The organism is Bacteroides intestinalis DSM 17393, from assembly GCF_000172175.1.
Classification (GTDB): Bacteria; Bacteroidota; Bacteroidia; order Bacteroidales; family Bacteroidaceae; genus Bacteroides; species Bacteroides intestinalis.
Map to the genome: position 1 here is coordinate 168184 of NZ_ABJL02000006.1, position 25190 is coordinate 193373.

The following is a 25190-nucleotide window of genomic DNA, read 5'->3' on the forward strand; positions in this document are numbered from 1 at the left end:
ATTATCATTTTATACTCTGCATCGGAATCAAGCGCACAGGCCCCAACAAACCACTTGGCACCGATTCCCACTTTCCATAAATATCCTTCTTATAATGGATATTCACAATATTGGCATCTTTATAGATACGCCAAGGCACATTACGACGATCCATATCCGCAATACGGTTGGCAGGCAGATTCGTTACTTCCACTTCAAGTGTATTCACACCCGGACGAAGATATTTACCCACTAAACAACGGTAAGGAACAGCTATAAGCGTAGCTACCTCTTGTCCATTAATGCGTACACGTGCGCTCTCGCGAACATCGCCAAGATCAAGCATCCATTCTCCAGCCTCAGCAGGAGTTTTCAAAGTGAATGTGGTGGTATAACAAGCTGTCCCCATTGTATTTTTCACACCTTCGGCAGCTATTTCCGTCCACGAACCAAGAGAAACACTATCCGGTACATTACTTACCACAGGCATTGCTTCTACGAAACTAAATCCCCATTTACCGGCAAAAGAACAAGCACCCGGAAGTATCTTTGCCGCTTCATCCTGGGGCATAGATGTCCAATACCCATATTCCGGTACGGCAACATCGTGATCTGTAAATGTTTTCAGAATAATAGACTCACCGGATGCCAATTGCAGGAAGACTTCTGTCCTGCCATTATTCTGACGCAACCACGCCTTACCGGATGTACCATTCATCGGATTATAAAGCATTGCAGAACGTGCCTGTACAGCCAATGGTATCCAACTTTCAGTGTCTTCTGTCTTTAAAGCTGAGATAAAATAGTGGTATCCTTCGGAATGTGAGCGGCGGATGCTACTCAATCCAAAAGCAGTCTTCATTTCTTCGGGAACGGTGGCAGTGGCAGCCAGTGTGCGGGCATAATCTGTTCCGAAAAGGACATGCCCTTTTCCTTCCCGTTCCTTTATTTGTGCCAAAGCTTTATTAAACTCTGCACGACGTTGACCCAAATCATTCAATCCCGGTACATCTTCCGGATACTGTTCCAGGAAAACAATCGTAGCTCCCTCATCCGCCAGGCGAAGTAATTTCTCCATCACATCAGCAGGCATCAAGCGCGCACCGGGAACTACCAATGCCTTATAAGAAGCTCCACCGGAAGTCAATATCTTACCGTCCTGACACATAGCGTTACGGATAAAGTTATCGGAAATATAATCCATATCATATCCTGCACCATAAATGCGATGCACTGCCTCTATAAACCGAGGAGCACGTTTCGCCATCTTATGAATATCGAAAAGCAGCAGACGACCGTCCTGATCGTCCCACATATCATAAACAGGCAGATAAACCAGGAAGTCATTATCCGGTTGTCCCATTTGCAGGAAACTCTGGCAACGGGTGACATAATCAAAGAATGCCGGAGCATCCCGCCAGATATTATTTGTAGGGCTCATATCAATAGAAGCATAAAACTTCCATCCCGGCCATGCGGCCTCAGCCGGCGAGTAAGTCGTTCCATGGAAATACATGTGATTCACACCGGAAACGAACATCAAATCCATATCGGGCTTACACTGCGATAGTGAAGTACGGAAATGCTCTGTCAACCAAGTGAATGTCTCCGAAGTCGTATAAGGCTTTCCTGCGATATGTGCCGCCGAAGAAGCATATTTCAGCATGGAGAGATCAGAGTCGTTAGGACGAGTCAACGAGTCTTTACGTAGTCCGCGGATACCGAAGTCCGACAGTCCAAAGCCCTCACATTCGGGAACATCGACCGTTGCATAAAGATCTATAAGATTACCGGGTGAGCCGTGTGCCTGATTACGGGTACGTGAACCATGTTTGTGCGCCCAGTCCGTCCACTGACGGGTAAAGTTCTCCTGAAGCAGTTCTGCAAGAGTCTCACGATAATCGGAAATAACACGGCGGGTAGTCTCTGTACGCTCTTCTGAAAGGAAATCGGGCAAGAACTCCTCCAATTTATATCCACGACGAAGAGCAAATTGCTCGAACAGGTCACCTGTCCAGTCAGCACCGTAAACCTCATAAGAATCATTAAAGAAATTATGTGGATACTCAGTTGGAGTCCCGGCTGTTCCATTAGCTGTCTTTCCTGAGAAAGCCTGTTCAAAACGATTCAAGTAATTGGACACAGCTTTTGCCGAGAAGTGATTCATCACATATCCTTCACCGCCGGGTGCAGCACGTTTTACCTTCTGAAATGTTTTTCCTATGAAAGCGGCAATCAAACGCCACTCTCCTTTCGGAGCTTTCCATACCAGCTTTCCGTTTTCTATCTTCGATGTCAGGTCATAGCAGCGCACAGCTTTTTGTTCTTTCGGAGTAGAAGTGTCTGTCAGAACCCTAAAAGCCATCAGCCGACACAATTTGGCATACGGACGTTGTTTTTCATCCGTCACTTCTATGGTTGTATTCAAGCGTTCGCCGCCTTTCAATGTATATTCTTCAATCAATAATTTACAGGCAGCATCTTCTATACCTACTTCCGGACCACCAAAAGGCCATCCCGTACCCGTATTCATATCAATCTTCATGCCCAGGCGCGCAGCCTCACTTTCCGTATGGCGCAACATCCGCATCCACTCGGGCGTAAGGAACTGAATTTCGTTTGCGTCATTGCCCTGCACTCCATAAATAGGAGTAATTTCCATCGTCCCCATTCCGGCTTTGGAGTATGCTTCCAGATTACGAGTCAGATTAGCCGCATCTACTGCACTCCCCATCCACCACCAACGGGCACCGGGTTTAGCTTCCGTGGTTACCTCAGGCCACGAGATGTTCTGTGCAGAAATGGTTCCGGCACAGAAAGAAGCAAAAATTATTGCTAATAAATTCTTTTTCATGATATATATTATTTATAAAAGCGACAGTTTGTCACTTTCCCAGCTCAATGCACCCCATAATAAACGGTCCTGTTGCTTTCGCATCATTATCCCGCATCTTTTCACCTATATAATATTCAAAGCTGCCATCGCGATACGGATGTCCACCCAAGCCGCCTACCTGACAGCAGCGTGTCAATGTCAATGTACCATCCTGGCACTCTACTATCAATTTGCTCTTCAAACCATTGAAAGCCTTCTCCGCCACAGCACGATACTTTTCATCAATATATCCCTTGTTCACAGCCTTTGCATAAGCATACATGAATTGCGTTGTCACAGATGCCTCCGGGAAGTTTCCTTTCCGTTTCGGCTGATCAAGCACCTGATACCACAAACCATTCTTATCCTGATATGCAGGTAACACCTCAGCCAACCCTTGTATCCACCCGATCATCCGGGCACGGCCTTCATGGTCTTCCGGAATATAATCCAATGCATCCACCATCGCCATAAACCACCAGCCGATACTGCGTCCCCAGAAATTAGGGGAATGCCCGGTTTCCGGATCAGCCCAACGCTGGCTCTTACTTTCATCCCAAGCATGATGATAAAGCCCGGTCTTGGCATCATAGGTATGTTTCTGACAAAGCGTGAATTGTTTCACTGCCTCATCAATCCATTCGGGTTTATTGAATTCTGCACCATACTGGGCAAGGAAAGGGGAAGCCATATACAAACCATCCAACCAGATCTGGTGTTGATAAATCAACTTATGCCAGTAAGCACCTTCCAACGTACGCGGATGATTTTTCAACTGTCTGACAAGGGCATCCATTGCCGTCTTATATTTCTCCTTACCAGTTTCACGATACAAGTCGAACAGAACCTTACCTGAATTTATATAGTCAAGGTTGTATGTTTCCACACGATACAGATGGATTTCCCCTTTGTCATCAATCAAGGAGTCTGCCCATTGCTCCACATAGTCAAAGTAACGGCGTTCTCCCGTCTTCTTCCACATTTGCAGCATCGCACAGCAACCTACCCCTTGTGCATACCCAAAGAAAAGACGCTTTCCATGATCCAGCTGATACGCCTGCGGAAAACGTACCATCTCCGAATCAGCAAACCAACGGGCATACGAATCCGGTTGCCATGTATCTGTACGGAAAGGATTGGTCATTGCATCCGGGTTTTTCAGTTTTAATGTCCATTTACCGTTGGCAGCTGCTTTTGCTGTTACTACTTTGTCTGCCCACGATGCTTTAACAGTTACTTTTTCTCCGGGCGTAGCCTTGCCCCACACATTCACTTGTGCATTTTGTTGCAATACCATGTTATCTGAGAAAATGGCAGGGAGCGTCACCTTTGCTTCTGTGGTGAGAGAAGCAAATAAACCTAATACAAGGAATATTGAAAATCTAAGAAGCTCTTTCATGTGCCTTTAATAGTTTATAGATTCACATAGATTATTTTATAGAACATGCCAATACCTGACGGCACAAAAATAGGGGTTTCCACCGAAACCCCTTCTTTATATTTTGATAGTTTTCTTATTGCTTTTGTTGTTTCCATAAAAGCTTGCAATGATTCAAATGTCATGTTTCCGTAGGCCGTCCCTACTTTTCTTTGCATAAGCCTCTCCTCTGGGAACAAGATACTTAAATTTCACCGTATCGTCTTTTACTTCTACATGGAAGATAAAAAATGCCCGGTAACTACCTATCCGAATCCGATAAACAAAATCGTATCCGATTAGTTTCTTACAATCTGTAATCTGTTCTATACATTCAGCCTCTTTCACCTCACGAATCACTTCTCTCACAGAATCAAGCAGCTTTCCCGACAACTTACGAACAGTCTTTTCGAAGTCTTTAGAATATTCAACTTTCATAATCCTAACCAATCCTCAAAGGATTTCGTTTCTTCTTCGTTAAGCATATCTTTTCCTTCGGGACGTTTCTCACATAAATAAGCATACAAATGCGAATCGTCTGCACTATCTGCATAGTCCACTAACATTTTCTCAATAAAAGCTTTCAGATTAGTTCCGGAAGCCGCAGCTCTTACTGATAAAGTCCTGAACGTTTGTTCCGGTATATCAATGACCTTTCTTCTTTTTGCATTTGATAATGATGTATCCATAAGTCTTATTTTTAGCAAATATATATCATATATATGAGATATACAATAATGCACCTGAAAGTTTACGTTTAAACAATGTCCATTTTGATTCTTTACATTTTCATATAAACCATTATTAGTTTTGATGTAAAAGACCGTTTGTTTTCCGTAAAAACATTATATGTTTAAGACCAGAAAAAGCATCAAACTGAATAATTCTTCATATCCACTTCGGACTTGACCCGCACCTGAGGCACACTTGCTCCATACATTCTCCGTCCAGAGGTACTTCCGACCGAAGAAATCCCGGACTTGGTACGGAGCAAGTGCGCCTCAGATACGGGTCAATCAGTTCCTAATCTCCGATTTCGATTGCATATATTCTCCGATTTATGCATAAAACATAGCATTCATAGTATAAAAAGTACAAAATTTCTCTCTTTAATGCATATTCTTTCCAAAATTATCCCTACTTTTGCGCCATTCTTAGAATAATTATACAGAAAAATGAAGAAAAAAGCCAATCGGTTAGACGCCATCAAGATGATTATCTCAAGCAAAGATGTCAGTTCTCAGGAAGAACTGCTGCAAGCTTTAGGTAAGGAAGGCTTTGAGCTGACACAAGCCACTCTTTCCCGCGACTTGAAACAACTGAAAGTTGCCAAGGCGGCAAACATGAATGGGAAATACGTATATGTATTACCCAATAACATCATGTACAAGCGTTCCAATGACCAGAGTGCCAGCGAAATGCTGATGACCAGCGGTTTTGTTTCCCTGCAATTCTCCGGTAACATTGCCGTTATTCGCACACGGCCTGGCTATGCCAGCAGTATGGCCTATGACATTGACAACCGCGAATGTCCCGCTATCTTGGGCACCATCGCCGGTGACGACACCATCATGCTGGTAGTGCACGAAGCCGCTTCGCACAGCGAGGTACGCGAATTCCTGTCACAAATCATTCCGAACATTAAATAAATAAAGAACGAATCAATAAGAAATGGATACCAAAAAAGTGGACGTGATGGTGGCTGACGCCTCTCACGAAATTTATGTGGATAAGATTTTGGATACCATCAGAGAAGCGGCCAAAGTACGTGGAACGGGCATCGCAGAACGCACACACGAATATGTGGCGACAAAAATGAAAGAAGGAAAAGCCATCATCGCCTTATGCGGAGACGTGTTTGCAGGTTTCAGCTACATCGAAAGCTGGGGAAACAAACAATACGTCGCTACTTCCGGTTTGATTGTACATCCCGACTTTCGCGGCATAGGATTGGCTAAGCGTATCAAAATGGCATCCTTCCGCCTGGCACGCTTGCGATGGCCCAACGCCAAAGTATTCAGCCTCACCAGCGGAGCTGCCGTCATGAAAATGAATACGGAACTGGGATATGTCCCTGTTACCTTCAATGAACTGACAGACGATGAATCCTTCTGGAAAGGTTGCGAAGGTTGCATCAACCACGATATATTAGTAGCCAAGAACCGCAAGTTCTGCATCTGCACCGCAATGCTCTACGACCCGGAACTGCATGAAGATGATAAAATTTAAAAAACAAAGGATATGGAAGATAAGAAAAAAGTAGTAGTCGCATTCAGCGGCGGTCTTGATACTTCATTTACGGTAATGTACCTTGCCAAAGAAAAGGGGTACGAAGTGTATGCAGCTTGTGCAAACACCGGTGGCTTCAGTCCTGAACAACTGAAAACGAACGAAGAAAACGCCTATAAACTGGGCGCAAAAGAATATGTTACTATCGACGTAACTCAGGAATATTACGAAAAGAGCTTGAAATACATGGTATTCGGCAACGTGCTGCGTAATGGCACCTATCCTATTTCCGTAAGTTCCGAGCGTATTTTCCAGGCACTTGCCATTGCACGTTATGCCAACGAGATTGGAGCAGACGCTATCGCTCATGGTTCTACAGGGGCAGGTAACGACCAGATTCGTTTCGACATGACATTCCTCGTACTGGCTCCGGGTGTAGAAATCATCACACTGACCCGTGACATGGCATTGAGCCGCCAAGAAGAAATCGATTATCTGAACAAGCATGGTTTCTCAGCAGACTTCACCAAGCTGAAATATTCCTATAATGTAGGCTTGTGGGGTACTTCCATCTGCGGTGGTGAAATTCTGGATTCAGCACAAGGCTTGCCCGAAAGTGCTTATCTGAAACACTGTGTAAAGGAAGACAGCGAACAACTGCGTCTTACTTTTGAGAAAGGTGAGTTAAAAGCAGTAAACGACGAAAAATTCGACGATCCCATCAAAGCCATCCAGAAAGTGGAAGAAATTGGTGCTGCTTACGGCATTGGTCGTGATATGCACGTGGGTGATACCATTATCGGCATCAAAGGCCGTGTAGGTTTCGAAGCTGCTGCCCCGATGTTGATTATCGGTGCACATAAATTCCTGGAAAAATATACGCTGAGTAAATGGCAACAATACTGGAAAGACCAGGTTGCTAATTGGTACGGTATGTTCCTGCACGAAAGTCAGTACCTAGAACCGGTAATGCGTGACATCGAAGCAATGTTGCAGGAGAGCCAGCGCAACGTAAACGGTACAGCTATATTGGAACTCCGCCCGTTGTCATTCTCTACAGTAGGTGTAGAGTCGGAAGACGACCTTGTAAAAACCAAGTTCGGTGAATACGGCGAAATGCAAAAGGGATGGACAGCAGAAGATGCAAAAGGCTTTATCAAGGTTACTTCTACTCCGCTGAGAGTATATTATAACAACCATAAAGACGAGGAAATCTAAGCATGGATACTAATAACAAGAAACTCACCCGCTCACGCAGTGACAGAATGCTTGCCGGAGTTTGCGGAGGTTTAGCCGCCTACTTCGGACTCGATCCATCACTCGTACGCATCGGTTATGCATTATTGACATTTTTCACCGTATTTGCCGGTATACCTGTATACCTTATAATGTGGCTTATCGTTCCCGAAGAAAGAAACTTATATAACAGATAAAGAACATAGTATAAACTAACATGATTAAAGTAGGAATCATCGGCGGAGCCGGATATACGGCAGGTGAGTTAATTCGTTTGCTGGTCAATCATCCGGAAGCGGAAATCGTATTCATCAACAGCTCAAGTAACGCCGGAAACAAAATTACCGACGTACACGAAGGATTGTACGGCGAAACGGATCTTGTCTTCACCGACGAGTTACCTTTGGATGAAATTGATGTATTATTCTTCTGTACCGCTCACGGCGATACGAAGAAATTCATAGAGAGTCACAACATTCCTGAGGAGTTGAAAATCATCGACCTCTCTATGGACTACCGTATTGCTTCTCCGGAACATGACTTTATTTACGGTCTGCCGGAGTTGAACCGTCGTGCTACTTGCAAAGCAAAGCACGTGGCCAATCCAGGCTGTTTTGCCACTTGTATCCAATTGGGCTTGCTGCCCCTTGCCAAGCACCTGATGCTGAACAACGACATCATGGTGAATGCTATCACCGGTTCTACCGGAGCTGGCGTGAAACCGGGATCAACCAGTCACTTCAGCTGGCGAAATAATAACCTGAGTGTTTATAAAGCATTCGATCACCAGCATGTTCCCGAAATCAAGCAATCTCTGAAGCAATTGCAAAATAGCTTTGATGTGGATATCGACTTTATCCCCTACCGTGGCGATTTCCCGCGTGGAATTTTTGCCACCATCGTAGTAAAAACCAAAGTTGCACTGGATGAAATCGTCCGCATGTACGAAGAATATTATGCAAAAGACTCTTTCGTACACATTGTAGAGAAGAACATCGACCTGAAGCAAGTGGTAAACACCAATAAGTGTCTGCTACATCTGGAGAAGCATGGTGATAAGTTGCTTATCATCTCCTGCATCGACAACTTGCTGAAAGGTGCCAGTGGACAGGCAGTACATAACATGAACTTGATGTTCAATTTAGAAGAAACCGTCGGCTTGCGACTGAAGCCCAGCGCCTTCTAAGTAATTTGTATTTCGTAATTTATAATTAAAGAAATGAATTTATTCGACGTATATCCTCTTTTTGACATCAATATTGTCAAGGGAAAAAGCTGCCACGTATGGGACGAAAAGGGTACTGAGTACCTCGATCTCTACGGCGGACACGCTGTTATCTCCATCGGTCATGCGCATCCGCACTACGTGGAGATGATAAGCAAGCAAGTTGCCACGTTGGGATTTTATTCCAACTCTGTCATCAACAAGTTGCAGGAACAGGTTGCTGAACGCTTAGGAAAAGTTTGTGGTTATGATGACTACTCCTTATTCCTGATTAACAGCGGTGCAGAAGCCAACGAGAATGCCTTGAAACTCGCTTCGTTCTACAATGGACGTACACGTGTGGTTTCTTTTAACAAAGCATTTCACGGACGCACTTCACTGGCTGTAGAAGTAACCAACAACCCGAAAATCATAGCTCCCATCAACGATTGCGGACATGTCACTTATCTCCCGCTGAACGATATCGAAGTTATGAAAGCCGAACTGGCGAAGGGGGATGTTTGCGCAGTAATTATTGAAGGTATTCAGGGTATAGGTGGTATCCAACTGCCGACAGATGAATTCATGCAAGCTCTGCGCGAAGCTTGTACCGCTCATAACACTGTACTGGTTTTAGATGAAATCCAAAGTGGTTATGGCCGCAGCGGTAAATTCTTTGCTCACCAACACAACGGTATCAAGGCAGATATTATCACTGTAGCCAAAGGCATCGGCAATGGTTTCCCGATGGCTGGTGTACTCATCAGTCCGATGTTTACTCCGGTTTACGGACAGCTGGGTACTACCTTTGGTGGTAATCATCTGGCATGTAGCGCAGCGTTGGCAGTACTGGATGTCATAAGTCAGGAAAATCTGGTTGAAAATGCAGCAAAAGTAGGTGAATACTTAATGACGGAACTGAAGAAATTCCCACAGATCAAGGAAGTTCGTGGACGTGGTCTAATGATCGGTCTTGAATTTGAAGAGCCAATAAAGGAACTTCGCCTGAAACTTCTGAAAGAGCAACATGTATTTACAGGTGTCAGTGGTACAAACGTACTCCGTTTGCTTCCGCCCCTCTGTCTCAGCATGGAAGAAGCCGATCTCTTCCTCGAACGTTTCAGAAAAGTACTTTAAAGTATATTTGACTATATAATCAGCAATAAACAGGCAGCCTTCGGACGTTTCAACGCGTCTTAAGGCTGTTTTTTGTTTTAGTGCACAAGTACTTTTTTACATCAATTAGCTTATAAAGGTGGAAAAAATATCTACCTTTGCCCATCGACAACCCTTTTAATAACAGAATGATATGAAAACAGCAATTATCGGAGCAGGAAACATGGGCGGTTCTATAGCCCGTGGATTGGCAAAGGGAAGCATTATCCCCGCCTCGGATATCATAGTCTCTAATCCCTCGCAAGGAAAGTTGGATGAACTGAAAGTAGAGTTTCCCGCTTTACAGATTACGCATGACAATCAGGAAGCCATCATCGGTGCCGAATTTATCATACTTGCTGTGAAACCGTGGCTTATCAAAAGCGTACTGCGTGAATTGAAACTGAAAAGCAAGCAAATCATTATTTCTGTCGCCGCAGGCATCAACTTCGAAGAACTGGCTCACTACGTACCGGAACCGGAAATGACCATGTTCCGCATCATTCCCAATACTGCCATCAGCGAAATGGAAAGTATGACTTTGATTGCCAGCCGCAATGCTACCAAAGAACAGGAGCAACTGATGCTGGATATCTTCAACCAAATGGGACTCGCCATGCTTATCCCTGAAGAAAAATTCGCAGCTTGCACTTCCATGGCTTCCTGCGGCATTGCCTATGTACTGAAATATATTCAAGCTGCCATGCAAGCCGGCATAGAAATGGGAGTTTACCCCAAGGATGCCATGAGGATGGTGGCCCAATCCGTAAAAGGAGCAGCCGAACTGATACTGAACAATGACACACACCCCAGTGTAGAAATAGACAAAGTATGTACCCCTGGCGGTATCACCATCAAAGGCATTAATGAGTTGGAACATGACGGTTACTCTTCTGCCATCATCAATGCCATTAAAGCCAGCAAACAATAAGACGAACAATTAATTCATTAAATAAACAACCACATGGACGAACAAATTAAGCAAATTGCCGAACGCCTCCGTGGCCTTCGTGATGTACTGGAACTGACAGCCGAAGACATTGCACGCGAATGTGATATTTCTGCCGAAGAATACCGTCTCGCAGAATCGGGAGAGTTTGATATTTCCGTCAGCATGCTGCAAAAGATTGCGCGCAGATACGGAGTTTCGTTGGATGCACTGATGTTCGGCGAAGAACCGAAGATGAGCTCCTATTTCCTAACCCGTGCCGGAAAAGGAACCAGTATTGAACGTACTAAAGCCTACAAATACCAATCGCTTGCCGCGGGCTTCATGAATCGTAGCGCCGATCCGTTCGTCGTGACCGTAGAACCGAAACCGGATAGCGAACCAATACACTACAACAGCCACGCCGGACAAGAATTCAGCCTCGTACTGGAAGGGCGCATGATGGTCAACATCGACGGCAAAGAACTTATACTAAACGAAGGGGACAGCCTTTACTTCAACTCCAAGCTGCCACATGGCATGAAAGCGCTGGATGGAAAGACGGTACGATTCCTGGCAATAATAATGTAATTATGGTAGAAAGATTTTTATCGCAAACCTCTTTCACTTCACAAGAGGACTTTATCAAGAATTTTAAAATAAACGTACCGGAAAACTTCAACTTCGGCTACGACGTAGTAGATGCCTGGGCTGCCGAACAACCAGACAAACCAGCATTGTTATGGACTAATGATAAGGGTGAACACCACCAGTTTACGTTTGCCGACATGAAACGCTATACGGACATGACAGCTTCGTATTTCCAAAGCCTCGGCATCGGTCATGGTGACATGGTAATGTTGATATTGAAACGTCGTTTTGAATTCTGGTTCAGCATCATAGCTTTGCATAAACTCGGTGCTGTCGTTATTCCTGCCACTCACTTGCTGACCAAAAAAGATATTGTATATCGCTGCAATGCTGCGGATATCAAAATGATTGTTTGTGCTGGCGAATCGGTTATCACGGAGCATATCACAGCTGCCATGCCAGATTCACCCAGCGTGAAGAAACTCGTCAGCGTAGGACCTGAAGTAGCTGAAGGATTCGATGATTTCCACAAAGGCATCGAGAATGCTGCACCTTTCGTGAAACCGGAACATCCGAATGCGAATGAAGACATTTCGTTGATGTACTTCACCAGCGGAACCACAGGTGAGCCGAAAATGGTTGCCCATGACTTCACTTATCCGCTGGGACACATTGTCACCGGTAGTTTCTGGCACAATCTGACGGAAAATAGCCTGCACCTTACCATTGCCGATACCGGCTGGGGAAAGGCTGTATGGGGCAAACTTTACGGACAATGGATTGCCGGAGCAAATATATTCGTATATGATCACGAAAAGTTTACTCCTGCCGCCATTCTGGAGAAGATACAAGATTATCATGTAACCTCTCTTTGTGCCCCTCCCACCATCTTTCGTTTCCTCATTCACGAAGACCTGACGAAGTACAACCTCTCGTCCCTGCAATATTGTACAATTGCCGGTGAAGCACTGAACCCTGCTGTATTCGAAACCTTCAAGAAACTGACTGGTATCAAACTGATGGAAGGATTCGGACAAACAGAAACCACCCTGACCATCGCCACTATGCCTTGGATGGAACCGAAACCGGGTAGCATGGGATTGCCCAATCCACAATATGATGTAGACCTGATAGACAACGACGGTCGTTCTGTGGAAGCCGGCGAACAGGGACAAATCGTAATTCGTACGGATAAAGGCAAGCCGTTGGGATTGTTTAAAGAGTACTACCGTGATTCGGAACGTACACACGAAGCTTGGAATAATGGTATCTACTATACGGGAGACGTTGCCTGGAAAGATGAAGACGGTTATCTTTGGTTTGTAGGCCGTGCAGACGATGTGATCAAGAGCTCCGGTTATCGTATCGGCCCATTCGAAGTGGAAAGTGCCTTGATGACGCATCCCGCTGTAATAGAATGTGCCATCACAGGCGTACCCGATGAAATCCGCGGTCAGGTAGTGAAAGCTACCATCGTACTGGCTAAAGAATATAAAGGGAAAGAGGGTGAAGAGCTTATCAAGGAATTGCAAAATCATGTAAAAAAAGTAACGGCTCCTTACAAGTACCCACGTGTGATTGAATTTGTAGACGAACTACCGAAAACCATCAGTGGAAAGATCCGTCGTGTGGAAATCCGGAAGAACGATACAAAATAAAGGAAAAAATAGAAGGAATAGGCTACTTCTAAATCGTTTGCACCTTTTATGTTACTTTTTGATCAATTTGAGTTATTCTGTTTCCCGCAAACCGCTTACATTTGCGACCGGAAAGTACAACTAAAAGATTTAAAGCACATGATTACAAGTAGAAAGATTTCTCAGATTAACGTTTTCGCAGGTAGTCCCTGGGAAGTGGAAAGCGTGAAGCAGCTGTTAAAGTCAGCTTACATCAACGCTTCAACTGAAGACAAAGGCAACGGCATTCATGTGTCTGTTCCCTGTCAACAGTACACCGCTGCTGTACGGGTTATCAGCAACCGAAAGGCTTTATAAGACTTGAGAGAAGACGAAGTGAAAAAGACTGCCCCTTGGAAGCAATTCCTTCAGGGGCAGTTTTTATATCAATATACCGCTTCTCCACCTTCGGGTTTCTCACGATATTTTATATCAAAACGCCCCTCTTTGATACTCCCACCACTAAATGTGCCACTGATAATGGTTCCATCCATACGAGTAATATAGGCTTCACCATCTTCCAAATCTTCTCTATCAAAAACAGCATCTATGTAAGTACAACTAGCTCCTTGTCGGGGATTTACAATCACCAGATGCAAACCACTAAAGATACCGACTTCCGCATCAATTGCAACATAATGATTTTCCTCATCATCATAAAAACGAGCAGATGGTATTCCATACCGCCCACTGGTATATACCCAACCGTCTATCAGACAACCCAATGTATTTTCACCTGTAGTTGTAGCTTCCGGCATCAATGTCGGGTCTACACTTCTATCTTCTTCACAGGCACAGCAACAAATCAGCAGGAACAGAAATAACAACTTTTTCATAGCGCTCAAAAATGATAGTTTAAACCGAAGACTAAAGATAACTGACCGAAATAACCGGTACCGGTTTTCGGATTTTCCACATTCCACTTCTCATCGTGATACTTCACCGAATAAGTTTCTGTGCTGGATGCCAGCCAGTTCAGGCGGGCCGAAGCTCCCCAGTGGCTCGTCAGGAAATACTCGCCCGAGAGGGCCAGGTTACCTGCAAGTTTATCCATCGAAACATCCCGCGGCTTGCCATACACCTTACTTTTATCCTTATAGAACTGATAGCCTATTCCACCTGCCAACTGAAGTTGATAATGTTTCTTCACCATCGTCAAAGATATCTGCGGCGCCATGTAGTGCATCAGAATCTTATCCGCCCCGGTGTCGTGCGTATTTTTATAGGAACTTCCCTGATACAGCGCTCCCACCCCGAACTGAAACTTCCGGCCGGCAACTTGTGCCAGATAGCTGACATCCCAAGCCACTCCTTTTCGTAAATCACTGCGATAGGCATCCGATCTGTCGGTGATTCCCATCAATTGTCCCAAATACCATGACGGTCCGGCATGAACAGAAAAAGAGGACCTTTTATCACCTGCACTTTGGGCGTACAGAGAGGTAGTTAACAACACCCCTACAAGGAAACAAAGCAAGTACTTCATAATGATTTGTATAGCGTTTTTTTTATTAAATGCAAAAAAAAGAAAAGTACTGCATACCGACAGCTTTTTCTGTTATCTTTTTCGTTCCACGTCTTGCGTACGGAAGAATGCTTCGGAATAGCGCGCCCCCCAAAGTTCATAACGTTCATACTGCGTCTCTACTTTACGGGAGAAGTTCTCCCAGTTCTTCTTCTCCAAAGGCGACCAGACATTTTCCGCCAGTGCCGACATACGTGGGAAAACGGCAAACTCTGCTTTCCAGGTAGTAGGGATGTATTCAGTCCACAAGCACCCCTGTGCTCCCCAGACAAGTTTCTGTTGTTGCGCAGTCAGCGAATCGGGCACAATCTGAAAACCATATACTTTCTCCAGAGGCAACGGACCACGCGGACCGATTTCCACTTGGGTACGGCTCTCTTTCAGATTGAAGTACGACCAGGCAGAGCAGGTAAATATGGTGCGGTGATTCGTCTTCAACGCCTTCTTTCCAAATTCCGGACGGCGCCAGTTCATCACGATGCAATCTTCCGAAATACCTCCTTCAAGGATTTCATCCCAACCGATAAGCGTCTTTCCTTTACCGTTCACCACATCTTGCACATAATGAACGAAGTAACTTTGCAATGCCTTCTCATCTTTCAGTCCATGTTCACGCATGAATTGCTGCGTTTCTTCCGACTCCTGCCACCAACGCTTGGCACATTCGTCTCCGCCAACATGGATATATTGGCCGGGGAACAAGTCACACAATTCAGAAAACACATCTTTCAGAAAGTCGAAAACTTCCGGTTTGGGCGCCAGCACGTTACTGAATTTATTGAAGATACCCCACGTCAGTGCCGCTTTCTTCGGCTCATCCGGCGTAGTACTGAATTGCGGATAGGTGGCAAGGACAGCCATGCAGTGACCGGGAATATCTATTTCGGGTATCACCGTGATGTGACGTTCGGCAGCATAGCGCACTATCTCGCGCACATCTTCATGGGTATAATATCCGCCATAAGGCAACGGTTGGTATTTTCCCGGATAAAGTCCGAGGATTTCCCCTTCACGGACGGAACCTTTCTCTGTCAGTTCCGGTCGGCATTTCATTTCAACACGCCAGGCTTGGTCGTCTGTCAGATGCCAGTGGAAATAGTTGAGTTTATGCAGTGCAAGATAATCGATATACTTCTTAATGAATGATACCGGAAAGAAATGGCGCACCACATCGAGATGCATGCCCCGATAGGCAAAGCGGGGATAGTCATTCACCTTCACAGCCGGAAGGATAGGCAACACTCCGGCACGGGTAGGCAGCAATTGTATCAGTGTCTGCACACCATAGAAAACACCTGCTTCGTCATTTCCTTCAATGCGTATGCCCTCCGCCGGAATAATCTCCAACTGATAACCACCGGAAACCTCTCCGTTCTTCCGGTTAATTAGAACGATACAAGCTGGTTCACCAGGTTTCAGAGTGATTGCTTCTACCGCAGGATTCCCTTTCCTCCGGGATTTACCCGTCTTAGGAATTTCCGTTTGCAGCGGTATGCCGAGATAACGGTCCATATAATCCGCCAGATACGTAGCCGAGGAAGCCAATGCAGGCTCCGACACACGAATCGTCGTATTACGTTGGATTTGAAACTCTCCCTGTCCGGTCACGGTAGTTTCCACCGGTTCGGGAATGATGTTGAAAGGTTTCTCCTGTGCCTGCCCGGCAAGCGCAGTAAGGGCAAGGGTTGCAGCCATAATTTTCTTTAAGTACATAGATGATGATGATTTATACTGCAAATATAAGGCTTTTACGGAAAGCTGCTTAATCATTCGCCCGGAATAAAGGGAAAAATGAAGTAATGCCCAAGGCAAAACATGCTTTTGCCTGATGCATTTTCCCATTTTAGTGCCGACAAATCTTCGTCCTTCAATTGCAGGCCCGACAGTTTCCATGTGGAGGCCCGGCAGCCCGCAGTTGGAAAACGGACAGCCCGCAATTGGAAAACGAAGTTTTGAACCGGGCATCCGGGCATTTTCCTTTAAGCAAATCAACAAAAAGAATAGGGTAAATGCAAGTTTATCTGCCTTCTACGCCTCCATTGCTGCCCATACCACCCGGAAGTACCTATCAATAAAGAGTTTAAAGCATAGCGGTGTGGAATGTAAAGAGTAGAGAAACAAGAAGATGCCTAAAAAAATAAAACTCCATAAATCAATGATTCATGGAGCTCTAATCAAGTACTCGAAGCGGGACTTGAACCCGCACAGCCGCAATGGCCAAAGGATTTTAAGTCCTTCGTGTCTACCATTCCACCATTCGAGCATCCTATAAAGGAGAGCGGAAAACGAGACTCGAACTCGCGACCCTAACCTTGGCAAGGTTATGCTCTACCAACTGAGCTATTTCCGCAGGTCTTTTTTGTAGAACGGGTGCAAAGATAAGGAGTTTCCCCGTTACAGCCAAATTTTTTACATAGAAAAAGTTGCTATTTTATCAGTTACGGACTTGCAAAGTAGTACCGGATACAGAGACTTTATAATGTTTCAGGTATTCCGTACCTTCTCCTGTGGGGAATCCACCACTGCTTAAATTATATTTAGTGTGGCATTTAGGACATTCAGCAGTGCCCAATCCATCTTCTACCAACTCGACTGAAACGCTACGATTGGCCTCCACCGGACAGGCGGCATCATAAGCGACATAGGTATTGCCATCCGAATATACGCTTTGTCCTATTATTAATCCTGCATAGCCTACAGGTAAGCCATTCACATTCTTATCTACCTTCAAGAATTGGCCGGGGGTCGTAATCTTATAATAAGGAGACTGTGAAAGACTGCATGAGAAATTAAAACTAATAGAAGGAATGCTTGACTCGTATGAATCACCGCAACCGGCAACACACAGCCAAAGCATCCCTATAATTATACAGAATTTCCGCATACAATGTTATACTTATCGTCCAAGCAAGGCTTTTTCAGCCACTTCCATCCCATGAAAATTAAAACCATCTACCACTTCTTGCATCAGTGCAGAGATTTCATCGTTACAGAGATTACCAATACTTCCTTCATGCGTATGATGCACTTGCTTACTATGTGAGAAGTTCCCGGCTTCAATATCCAGTCCCACTTTCTTATAAGCATCCCGGAAAGGCATACCTTCACGTGCCAGACGATTTACTTCCTCCACACTGAAAATAAGCAGATACTTGTCATCATCAAGAATATGTTCATTCACTTTGATTTCATTCATGATATAAGTCGTCATCTGCAAACAATCTTTCAGTTCCTGGAAAGCAGGCAAGAATACTTCTTTAATAATCTGCAAATCACGGAAATATCCAGAAGGCAGATTATTAGCAATCATCATGATCTGTTGTGGCAATGACTGCAACTTATTACATTTAGCACGTGTCAGTTCAAAAACATCAGGATTCTTCTTATGAGGCATAATGCTGGAACCGGTCGTGCAATCATCAGGCAACTTCACGAAACCAAAATTCTGGCTATTGAACATACAAGCATCAAAAGCCAGTTTAGAAATAGTACCGGCAATGCTTGCCAAGGCAAAAGCTACATTACGTTCCATCTTGCCACGCCCCATCTGTGCATAAACAACATTATAGTTTAAGGAGTCAAATCCCAATAAACTTGTTGTCATTGTACGGTTCAGTGGGAATGAAGAACCATATCCGGCAGCTGATCCCAAAGGATTCCGATTACACATTTTAAATGCTGCCTGCAGGAAAAGCATATCATCTACCAGACTTTCAGCATAAGCACCAAACCACAAACCGAAAGAAGATGGCATTGCTATTTGCAGATGAGTATAGCCAGGCATAAGCACATCCTTGAAACGCTCGCTCTGGCATATCAGCACATGGAATAGTTGCTCCACCGCCTCGGCAATATCCTTGATCTGTTCACGCGTGAAAAGTTTCAGGTCGAGCAGTACCTGGTCATTCCGAGAACGGCCACTGTGTATCTTCTTACCGACATCACCTAATTTACGCGTCAGCATTAACTCCACTTGCGAGTGTACATCCTCTACTCCCTCTTCTATCACAAACTCGCCTTTTTCAGCAGCTGCATAGATATTCTTCAATTCATCAAGTAGGAGACCCAATTCTTCGTTTGTCAACAGACCGATACTTTCGAGCATTGTAATATGGGCCATAGAGCCTATCACATCATGCTTTGCCAAGTAAAGATCCATTTCACGGTCACGCCCCACTGTAAAACGTTCTATATCCTTATTTACCTGAACGGATTTCTCCCAAAGTTTCTGAGCCATTTATTTAGTGATTAATGATTAGTGATTAATACGGTATAATCGAAAGCATATCCGCCATTTTCTCTAATCCTTCCTGCAAAGGTTTCTGAACCAGACCTTTCATAAAAGGATTCAATTCCATGCCGATGGTTAGCTTCATTTTACATTCAGTCTCTGTTACCGGCACAATCTGTATCCACAGATTAAACGGCAACGGTGAAGTGGTCGTGGCAAACTTGATACATTTACACGGGTCTTTCTCTACTATACTTAACGCGATCTTACCCACAGGAGCAGCTTCTATCACTATACTCTCCGAATCAAAGCTCAAGTTCTTCACTTTATCCTCCGGCAAGCTGTCTTTAAACTTTTCCAGATTATTCAAATCAGATAATTTCTCATAAACAGCTTCCTGCGAAGCAGGTATTGTCTTCACACCACTTTCAAATTTTGTCATATTTTGAATCTCTTTAAAAGACAAAAAGAACTATCCGGACAGAATCTATCCGAATGGCCCTTTCGTCATATTATTTATTTTATAGAATAAACCGCTGTTACTTTCCAGCATCCCAATGTGCAGGGTCCTTACGCCATTCGTTCAGCGTTGCTATATCTTCTTCTTCTATATAACCCGTACGAAGTGCAACATCCAACACAGCCTCATAATTTGTCAGCGTTACCAAAGGAACTTTGGCATCTTTGAATGCTTTTTCCGCAATAGGAAAACCGTAAGTATATGCAGCTACCATACCGATAACTTCACATCCATCACGGCGTATAGCCTCTACAGCCTTCAGACTGCTTCCACCTGTAGAAATCAAATCTTCGACCACAACAACCTTCATACCCGGACGAAGTTCTCCTTCAATCAGGTTTTCCAGACCATGGTCTTTCGGGGTAGAACGTACGTACACAAACGGCAAGTTCAGCGCATCGGCAACCAAAGCTCCTTGAGGAATGGCACCTGTTGCTACACCGGCAATTGCATCCACCTGCCCGAAACGTTCCAATATCAAACGGGTAATTTCAATCTTTACAAAATTACGCAAGGAAGGATAGGAAAGAGTTTTGCGGTTATCACAGTAAAAAGGAGATTTCCATCCGGAAGCCCAAGTAAAGGGATTAGCCGGTTGTAGTTTAATCGCTTTTATCTTCAGCAACTTCTCTGCGAATAGTTTTTCTAAAGTTCTCATAACCAAATTAGCTATTTATAGTAAATATGGCACAAAAATACGGAAACTGAATGAGAATAAAAAAAAGAATAAAGAGATTTTTCACTCAAAGTCATCATTTTCATCAGAAAGCTGTATACAATGACGAATATCTTTCATTTCGAACCCACGGCTCAGCGCAAAACGCATTAACTTTCCATTTAACTCATATTCATTCTCCGCATGTACACTTTTACGTTTTGCAGCCAACAGGCCATCTAAAACAGATAGGTATTCTTCCTCATCTATCTCATTCAAAAAACGCCGGCATACATTATAAGAAACCTTTTTCATCTGGAGTGCCTGGGCTATTTTCACTTTTCCCCATTTCGCAAAGCGATACTTGTCATTGACAAAAGCCCGGCAAAATCGTTCTTCATCAATATACTTCTCATCTTCCAGCCGTTTAAGGATACGATCAATGGCATCGTACGGCAATCCCCAACGTTGTAGTTTCTCGGAAATCTCGGCACGGCAATGCTCTGCTGTAGAGCAATAGCCTGCAACTTTACTTAAAGCCTCTGTTTCAGTAATATTTGTCATTTTTGCGCTATTACAAATCGATCATTATGGGAAATATCCTTTTGAAGACGCACAAAGCGATATCCTAATTCACGCATCATAAGCACGATATCTTCTCCAAAAGTACGGTTAATTTCAAAATAAAGTTTTCCGTCAGGTTCAAGTATTTCAAGCCCAAGCACGGATATGCGACGATAGAAACGCAAAGGATCTGCATCAGGCACAAACAGCGCCAAAGAGGGTTCCCAATCCAGCACATTCCGTTCCATATCTTGTTTCTCTGCTTCAGTAACATAAGGCGGATTGCTCACTATCACATCATAACGTTCTGTTACACCGGGAATATAAGTCAGTACATCACGCTGTTCAAAACAGACAGGCACTTGTAAAGCCAGACTGTTAGCAGCAGCAATAGCCAAAGCTTCTTCAGACACATCCCAGGCAGTAACCTGTGCTCCGGGCAATTCCTTTGCCAACGTGGCAGCAATACAACCACTGCCTGTTCCAATATCTAAAACACGAGAAGTAGAAGAAATCTCTTTCAACATTATTTCCACCAGTTCTTCCGTTTCAGGGCGTGGAATAAGGACACCGGAAGCTACCTGAAATGTTCTCCCCAGAAAACGTGCTTCTCCTAAAATATATTGTATTGGTTCAAAATTCCGTAAACGCCTGAGAAGGCTTTGCAATTCCTGTTCTGCTTTTGCAGATAAAGTTATATCTTTGCCCAAATAATAATCCACAACCGACTGCCCCAGAATCTCGCAACAGATAAGTCTGGACAAATTTCCGGCTTCCTGCGGTGTATAATAATCCTGCAGTTCACGGCGGATATAAGAGGCGGTAATATTCATAAATGGATATTTTGGGGATTCTTCGTCAGTTCTATTACCGGACCAAGATGAGACCAAGTCCGTGTCAAGTCCGTACCAACTCCATACCAAGTCCAAGCGTATAGATACGGAGATGGTACGGACTTGGTAAGTACCGGACAGATATCGGGTATATCACCGGGAAACCTGTATTCCGAACGACGAAGAATCTATTTCGGAGTGCAAAAGTAAGAATTATCATAGAAAGATAACACACATGGAAGAAGAAAAATACATGCGTCGCTGTATACAACTGGCACAGAACGGATTTTGCAATGCCGCCCCTAACCCAATGGTAGGAGCAGTCATCGTATGCGATGGGAAAATTATCGGAGAAGGATATCATGTACGCTGCGGAGAAGCGCATGCTGAAGTGAATGCCATTCGTTCCGTAAAAGACACTTCATTATTGAAACGCTCAACAATTTACGTCAGTCTTGAGCCTTGTTCTCATCATGGAAAAACGCCGCCTTGCGCCGATTTGATTATTGAAAAACAAATTCCCCGCATTGTTATCGGTTGCCAGGACCCTTTTTCCAAAGTTGCCGGACGAGGTATACAAAAGCTGAAAGATGCCGGACGAGAAGTAACCGTAGGAGTATTGGAAAATGAATGCCGACACCTCATCAGACGTTTCATCACTTTCCATACCTTACGCCGCCCGTATATCACCCTGAAATGGGCAGAATCTGCGGATGGTTTCATTGATTTACACAGGAACGGAGGCAGCCCTGTCATCCTATCCACTCCGTTGACTTCCATGATGGTACATAAAAAGCGTGCAGAGCATGCTGCCATACTTGTAGGTACACGCACCGCCGAACTGGACAATCCCTCCCTTAATGTACGCAACTGGTATGGGCGTTCTCCCGTACGCCTTGTCATCGACCGGAGACTGAGCCTGTCACCGACGCTCCACTTGTTTGATGGCAACGTGCCTACACTCGTATTTACCGAACATCCCCATAATTCCCTTCCCGGCGTAGAATATCTTCCGATAAACTTCGGACAAGATATATTGCCCCAGATCATGCAAGTTCTGTACGAACGCAATCTCCAATCCCTTTTAGTAGAAGGCGGGAGTACCTTACTGCAATCTTTCATTGATGCCAGCCTCTGGGATGAAGCCTTTGTCGAAGAGAGTCCCATTCATCTGACATCCGGTGTTAATGCACCTAAAATGAACGATAAAAATAGTTATGTCAACGAACAATATTTCGGTAGAAGTATACGGCATTACACTACGGCAAAATAGCGCGAATTACCTCATTTTGATGCTTTTTTATCGAGAAAAACGGGCATATTATCTATAATTTTATATAAAACTTGCCTGTTATGCTGTTTATCGAGAAAAATGTTCCTATTTTTGCAACTTGTAAATAAACACTATCTTTAGAAATGAGAATAAAGTTTTTATCCGTAATCATGAGTTTTCTTCTTATGTCGATTGCCATAAGTTCGTGCCTTAACTCAGATGATAATTATGAATACAGTTCCGACGCAACGATACGTGCCTTTGGTCTTGACACCATAAAAAAAGGTATATATTATAAGTTTACGATTGATCAACTGAAAAGAGAAATTTATAATGTTGACTCACTTCCTGTTGGATCAGACACTATCATAGACAAGATATTGATTGACACACTCAATGTTACAGGCTGGGTTACATCCGGTTTACAAGATACACTATTCAACAACCTTACTGACTCCGTTGACCTGAGAGAACCGATCACTCTGAAAGTACATGCAGCCGACAGAGTTACTACCCGTGAATATAAAATCACAGTAAATGTTCACAAGCAAGATCCGGATTCGCTAATCTGGAGAGAAATGTCATCATTGCCAACTTCCCCTGCCGCCAACAAGCAGAAATCAGTAATTCTTAAAAATGATGCCGAAGAAGAAAATCTATTTGTCTATACTTCTACAACATCAGCATACCGCAGTTCATTAGGAAATCCAGCCTATTTATCTTGGAATGCCATCGAAGTTACGGGCATGCCGGCCAATGTCGACTTGGGATCTATTGTAAGCTTCAAAAACCAACTTTTTGTAGCAGCCCCAAATGGAGATATATTCTGCTCCAATAATGGAAGTACATGGGTAAATGCCGGTATACAGGAAGTGAAGGAGAACAAGGAAGTACAAAACATGCAAATGAGCATACTGGTTGCTACACTTAAAGCTGATGCACTAACAGGCATATCAGAGGAAACCTTAATCGGTATTCTTCTGGATGGAGGCCAGAAATATTTCTGCATAAGTACTGATGGTAAAAACTGGACCAGAAGCAAAGAAACAGTATCCAATGATTTCCCAGTAAAAGACATATATGCTACTGTATTTACGAATGCAAGCGGCATCAAGCAAACAGTAGTAGTGGGTAAAACAGAAACATCAGCCAAAGCAGTAGTTCCTTGGTTCACAATGGATGGGCTGACATGGGCTGACATGAGTACTCCAAGCGATTTCTACTGTCCGGCTATGGAGAACCCGGCTATCATGTATTATGGAGGCCTGTTTCACATGATGGGTGGAAAATTTGAAACTATCTATTCCTCACGAGTAGGTATCGCCTGGAATGAATCTGCTGAGAAGTTCAAGTATCCAATGAAAAAGATAGTAACTCCGGGAGAAGATGAAGACGATGAAGAAGAAGTTACATACGAAAGCCTCTTCAAGGACAAAGGAGATTATTCTTTGACTATCGATAAGAATCATTATATTTGGATTGTATGGAACGACGGTAGTATATGGCGAGGTCGTCTAAACAAACTGGGTTTCAAGATACAATAATAAAATAGTCTATTTTCCGTTTCCCTAATAAATAAGGAACATAAAGAGAACGGTATGACTATTGCAAGGAATATAAAGATAGTGTTTTTTCTGCTCATGTTTCCCTTCTGTTGCGCCATTGCGCAAGAGGAATATACTTGGGAACTGGGAGGAGCCATTGGAGGAAGTTTTTATATGGGAGATGCGAATAGCAGTACCCTGTTTAAGAACACAGGAATAGCGGGAGGTTTCATTGCCCGATACTTACTGAATCCACACATGGCTATAAAAGGTAACCTGACAGCCGGCAGGATTTCCGGCGACACGAGAGATTTCAAAAATGCGTATCCCAATGAAGAGTATGCCACCTTCAAACGGACTATATTCGATTTAGGAGCGCAATTTGAATATAACTTTTTGGGATATGGTATTGGTAACACGTACCGGGGTGACCGTCGGTTTACACCTTATATATTAGGTGGATTAGGTTTTACGTTTGCACCAAAACCTGTAAAGACGATCTTTACAATGAACATTCCTATTGGAGTGGGAGTAAAATACAAAGCAACCCCGCGCATCAATATAGGATGTGAGTTTACGATGCGGTTCAGTCTTAGCGATCAGTTGGATGTTACCCAACGGGAAGGCTTGCAGCTGGAAGATCCGTACCAGATAAAAGGAAAAGGTTGGAAGAATAAAGATAGTTACGCATTTACTGTTTTTTTCATCACCTACGACCTCTTCCCAAGATGTAAGGAATGTAACAACTAAAAAAA

At 44.0% G+C, this 25190-nt stretch carries 25 protein-coding genes, 2 tRNA genes and 1 pseudogene; 13 read left to right on the plus strand and 15 right to left on the minus strand.

Going from position 1 to position 25190, the window contains the following annotated elements; all coding sequences use genetic code 11:
* Positions 1-4: 4 nt before the first annotated feature.
* The 4 genes and pseudogenes from BACINT_RS02720 to BACINT_RS02735 all read right to left on the minus strand — a co-directional run bounded on the left by BACINT_RS02720 (position 5) and on the right by BACINT_RS02735 (position 4960).
* Positions 5-2833 (minus strand): alpha-L-rhamnosidase, encoded by a 2829-nt coding sequence (locus BACINT_RS02720; protein ID WP_007660403.1) that lies wholly within the window; start codon positions 2831-2833, stop codon positions 5-7.
* Positions 2834-2864: 31 nt separating this feature from the next.
* Positions 2865-3992 (minus strand): annotated as a pseudogene (locus tag BACINT_RS02725) (glycoside hydrolase family 88/105 protein); the annotation flags it as partial.
* Between the two features lie 414 nt (positions 3993-4406).
* Positions 4407-4709, minus strand: coding sequence for a type II toxin-antitoxin system RelE family toxin (locus BACINT_RS02730; RefSeq protein ID WP_007660408.1), 303 nt, complete (start codon positions 4707-4709; stop codon positions 4407-4409).
* On the minus strand, positions 4706-4960 hold the full coding sequence (locus BACINT_RS02735; RefSeq protein ID WP_007660415.1) for a hypothetical protein: 255 nt from the start codon (positions 4958-4960) through the stop codon (positions 4706-4708). Before BACINT_RS02735 ends, BACINT_RS02730 begins: the two co-directional genes overlap by 4 nt.
* A 486-nt stretch (positions 4961-5446) precedes the next feature.
* Between BACINT_RS02735 and argR the strand changes: the two genes are divergently transcribed.
* The 10 genes from argR to BACINT_RS02785 all read left to right on the plus strand — a co-directional run bounded on the left by argR (position 5447) and on the right by BACINT_RS02785 (position 13608).
* On the plus strand, positions 5447-5920 hold the full coding sequence (gene argR, locus BACINT_RS02740; protein ID WP_007660419.1) for an arginine repressor: 474 nt from the start codon (positions 5447-5449) through the stop codon (positions 5918-5920).
* Positions 5921-5942: 22 nt separating this feature from the next.
* Entirely contained in the window at positions 5943-6500 is a 558-nt protein-coding gene (locus BACINT_RS02745) for a GNAT family N-acetyltransferase (protein ID WP_007660420.1), read from the plus strand.
* Positions 6501-6512: 12 nt separating this feature from the next.
* Complete coding sequence (locus tag BACINT_RS02750; RefSeq protein WP_007660422.1) at positions 6513-7718, plus strand: argininosuccinate synthase; 1206 nt, start codon at positions 6513-6515, stop codon at positions 7716-7718.
* A gap of 2 nt (positions 7719-7720) precedes the next feature.
* Entirely contained in the window at positions 7721-7933 is a 213-nt protein-coding gene (locus BACINT_RS02755) for a PspC domain-containing protein (protein WP_007660424.1), read from the plus strand.
* 20 nt (positions 7934-7953) lie between these two features.
* Positions 7954-8922 carry an N-acetyl-gamma-glutamyl-phosphate reductase gene (gene argC, locus BACINT_RS02760; RefSeq protein ID WP_007660426.1) on the plus strand — a complete coding sequence of 323 codons (969 nt, stop codon included), beginning with the start codon at positions 7954-7956 and terminating at the stop codon, positions 8920-8922.
* Between the two features lie 33 nt (positions 8923-8955).
* Positions 8956-10077 (plus strand): aspartate aminotransferase family protein, encoded by a 1122-nt coding sequence (locus BACINT_RS02765; protein WP_007660431.1) that lies wholly within the window; start codon positions 8956-8958, stop codon positions 10075-10077.
* Positions 10078-10249: 172 nt separating this feature from the next.
* Positions 10250-11026, plus strand: a complete 777-nt coding sequence (gene proC / locus BACINT_RS02770; RefSeq protein WP_007660432.1) for a pyrroline-5-carboxylate reductase — start codon at positions 10250-10252, stop codon at positions 11024-11026.
* 33 nt (positions 11027-11059) lie between these two features.
* A complete protein-coding gene (locus tag BACINT_RS02775; RefSeq protein WP_007660433.1) occupies positions 11060-11614 on the plus strand; it encodes a helix-turn-helix domain-containing protein in 555 nt (184 codons plus the stop codon).
* 2 nt (positions 11615-11616) lie between these two features.
* Positions 11617-13272 carry an AMP-binding protein gene (locus BACINT_RS02780; protein WP_007660435.1) on the plus strand — a complete coding sequence of 552 codons (1656 nt, stop codon included), beginning with the start codon at positions 11617-11619 and terminating at the stop codon, positions 13270-13272.
* A 138-nt stretch (positions 13273-13410) separates the two neighbouring features.
* Entirely contained in the window at positions 13411-13608 is a 198-nt protein-coding gene (locus BACINT_RS02785) for a DUF2007-related protein (RefSeq protein ID WP_025834708.1), read from the plus strand.
* Between the two features lie 68 nt (positions 13609-13676).
* Here the strand turns inward: BACINT_RS02785 and BACINT_RS02790 are convergent, their stop codons facing one another.
* The 11 genes from BACINT_RS02790 to prmC all read right to left on the minus strand — a co-directional run bounded on the left by BACINT_RS02790 (position 13677) and on the right by prmC (position 21618).
* Entirely contained in the window at positions 13677-14126 is a 450-nt protein-coding gene (locus tag BACINT_RS02790; RefSeq protein ID WP_007660447.1) for a hypothetical protein, read from the minus strand.
* Between the two features lie 5 nt (positions 14127-14131).
* Positions 14132-14776: a hypothetical protein gene (locus BACINT_RS02795; RefSeq protein WP_007660448.1), complete on the minus strand. Its 645-nt coding sequence runs from the start codon at positions 14774-14776 to the stop codon at positions 14132-14134.
* Positions 14777-14848: 72 nt separating this feature from the next.
* On the minus strand, positions 14849-16528 hold the full coding sequence (locus tag BACINT_RS02800) for a beta-N-acetylhexosaminidase (protein ID WP_021968147.1): 1680 nt from the start codon (positions 16526-16528) through the stop codon (positions 14849-14851).
* A 466-nt stretch (positions 16529-16994) separates the two neighbouring features.
* Positions 16995-17078: transfer RNA gene (locus BACINT_RS02810), tRNA-Leu, on the minus strand.
* Positions 17079-17092: 14 nt separating this feature from the next.
* Positions 17093-17165, minus strand: a tRNA-Gly gene (locus BACINT_RS02815).
* Between the two features lie 84 nt (positions 17166-17249).
* Positions 17250-17699 carry a Rieske (2Fe-2S) protein gene (locus BACINT_RS02820; protein ID WP_007660451.1) on the minus strand — a complete coding sequence of 150 codons (450 nt, stop codon included), beginning with the start codon at positions 17697-17699 and terminating at the stop codon, positions 17250-17252.
* A gap of 12 nt (positions 17700-17711) precedes the next feature.
* Positions 17712-19052, minus strand: coding sequence for an argininosuccinate lyase (argH, locus tag BACINT_RS02825; protein ID WP_007660452.1), 1341 nt, complete (start codon positions 19050-19052; stop codon positions 17712-17714).
* 25 nt (positions 19053-19077) lie between these two features.
* Complete coding sequence (locus BACINT_RS02830; protein WP_007660453.1) at positions 19078-19488, minus strand: SRPBCC family protein; 411 nt, start codon at positions 19486-19488, stop codon at positions 19078-19080.
* Between the two features lie 97 nt (positions 19489-19585).
* On the minus strand, positions 19586-20224 hold the full coding sequence (gene pyrE / locus BACINT_RS02835) for an orotate phosphoribosyltransferase (protein ID WP_007660454.1): 639 nt from the start codon (positions 20222-20224) through the stop codon (positions 19586-19588).
* Positions 20225-20305: 81 nt separating this feature from the next.
* A complete protein-coding gene (locus tag BACINT_RS02840) occupies positions 20306-20785 on the minus strand; it encodes a regulatory protein RecX (RefSeq protein ID WP_007660456.1) in 480 nt (159 codons plus the stop codon).
* Positions 20782-21618, minus strand: a complete 837-nt coding sequence (gene prmC / locus BACINT_RS02845; RefSeq protein ID WP_007660465.1) for a peptide chain release factor N(5)-glutamine methyltransferase — start codon at positions 21616-21618, stop codon at positions 20782-20784. The genes BACINT_RS02840 and prmC overlap by 4 nt, the downstream gene beginning before the upstream one ends.
* 235 nt (positions 21619-21853) lie before the next feature.
* Here prmC and ribD point away from each other — a divergent pair, with 235 nt between their 5' ends.
* The 3 genes from ribD to porG all read left to right on the plus strand — a co-directional run bounded on the left by ribD (position 21854) and on the right by porG (position 25185).
* Positions 21854-22891 carry a bifunctional diaminohydroxyphosphoribosylaminopyrimidine deaminase/5-amino-6-(5-phosphoribosylamino)uracil reductase RibD gene (ribD, locus tag BACINT_RS02850; protein WP_007660466.1) on the plus strand — a complete coding sequence of 346 codons (1038 nt, stop codon included), beginning with the start codon at positions 21854-21856 and terminating at the stop codon, positions 22889-22891.
* Between the two features lie 143 nt (positions 22892-23034).
* Positions 23035-24435 (plus strand): DUF6242 domain-containing protein, encoded by a 1401-nt coding sequence (locus tag BACINT_RS02855; protein WP_007660467.1) that lies wholly within the window; start codon positions 23035-23037, stop codon positions 24433-24435.
* A 54-nt stretch (positions 24436-24489) separates the two neighbouring features.
* Positions 24490-25185 carry a type IX secretion system protein PorG gene (gene porG / locus BACINT_RS02860; protein ID WP_007660469.1) on the plus strand — a complete coding sequence of 232 codons (696 nt, stop codon included), beginning with the start codon at positions 24490-24492 and terminating at the stop codon, positions 25183-25185.
* Positions 25186-25190: the final 5 nt, after the last annotated feature.

Coding starts and splice junctions, on each gene's coding strand:
- BACINT_RS02720 (WP_007660403.1), bottom strand. CDS start 2,833: ATGAAAAAGAATTTATTAGCAATAATTTTTGCTTCTTTCTGTGCCGGA.
- BACINT_RS02730 (WP_007660408.1), bottom strand. CDS start 4,709: ATGAAAGTTGAATATTCTAAAGACTTCGAAAAGACTGTTCGTAAGTTG.
- BACINT_RS02735 (WP_007660415.1), bottom strand. CDS start 4,960: ATGGATACATCATTATCAAATGCAAAAAGAAGAAAGGTCATTGATATA.
- argR (WP_007660419.1), top strand. CDS start 5,447: ATGAAGAAAAAAGCCAATCGGTTAGACGCCATCAAGATGATTATCTCA.
- BACINT_RS02745 (WP_007660420.1), top strand. CDS start 5,943: ATGGATACCAAAAAAGTGGACGTGATGGTGGCTGACGCCTCTCACGAA.
- BACINT_RS02750 (WP_007660422.1), top strand. CDS start 6,513: ATGGAAGATAAGAAAAAAGTAGTAGTCGCATTCAGCGGCGGTCTTGAT.
- BACINT_RS02755 (WP_007660424.1), top strand. CDS start 7,721: ATGGATACTAATAACAAGAAACTCACCCGCTCACGCAGTGACAGAATG.
- argC (WP_007660426.1), top strand. CDS start 7,954: ATGATTAAAGTAGGAATCATCGGCGGAGCCGGATATACGGCAGGTGAG.
- BACINT_RS02765 (WP_007660431.1), top strand. CDS start 8,956: ATGAATTTATTCGACGTATATCCTCTTTTTGACATCAATATTGTCAAG.
- proC (WP_007660432.1), top strand. CDS start 10,250: ATGAAAACAGCAATTATCGGAGCAGGAAACATGGGCGGTTCTATAGCC.
- BACINT_RS02775 (WP_007660433.1), top strand. CDS start 11,060: ATGGACGAACAAATTAAGCAAATTGCCGAACGCCTCCGTGGCCTTCGT.
- BACINT_RS02780 (WP_007660435.1), top strand. CDS start 11,617: ATGGTAGAAAGATTTTTATCGCAAACCTCTTTCACTTCACAAGAGGAC.
- BACINT_RS02785 (WP_025834708.1), top strand. CDS start 13,411: ATGATTACAAGTAGAAAGATTTCTCAGATTAACGTTTTCGCAGGTAGT.
- BACINT_RS02790 (WP_007660447.1), bottom strand. CDS start 14,126: ATGAAAAAGTTGTTATTTCTGTTCCTGCTGATTTGTTGCTGTGCCTGT.
- BACINT_RS02795 (WP_007660448.1), bottom strand. CDS start 14,776: ATGAAGTACTTGCTTTGTTTCCTTGTAGGGGTGTTGTTAACTACCTCT.
- BACINT_RS02800 (WP_021968147.1), bottom strand. CDS start 16,528: ATGTACTTAAAGAAAATTATGGCTGCAACCCTTGCCCTTACTGCGCTT.
- BACINT_RS02820 (WP_007660451.1), bottom strand. CDS start 17,699: ATGCGGAAATTCTGTATAATTATAGGGATGCTTTGGCTGTGTGTTGCC.
- argH (WP_007660452.1), bottom strand. CDS start 19,052: ATGGCTCAGAAACTTTGGGAGAAATCCGTTCAGGTAAATAAGGATATA.
- BACINT_RS02830 (WP_007660453.1), bottom strand. CDS start 19,488: ATGACAAAATTTGAAAGTGGTGTGAAGACAATACCTGCTTCGCAGGAA.
- pyrE (WP_007660454.1), bottom strand. CDS start 20,224: ATGAGAACTTTAGAAAAACTATTCGCAGAGAAGTTGCTGAAGATAAAA.
- BACINT_RS02840 (WP_007660456.1), bottom strand. CDS start 20,785: ATGACAAATATTACTGAAACAGAGGCTTTAAGTAAAGTTGCAGGCTAT.
- prmC (WP_007660465.1), bottom strand. CDS start 21,618: ATGAATATTACCGCCTCTTATATCCGCCGTGAACTGCAGGATTATTAT.
- ribD (WP_007660466.1), top strand. CDS start 21,854: ATGGAAGAAGAAAAATACATGCGTCGCTGTATACAACTGGCACAGAAC.
- BACINT_RS02855 (WP_007660467.1), top strand. CDS start 23,035: ATGAGAATAAAGTTTTTATCCGTAATCATGAGTTTTCTTCTTATGTCG.
- porG (WP_007660469.1), top strand. CDS start 24,490: ATGACTATTGCAAGGAATATAAAGATAGTGTTTTTTCTGCTCATGTTT.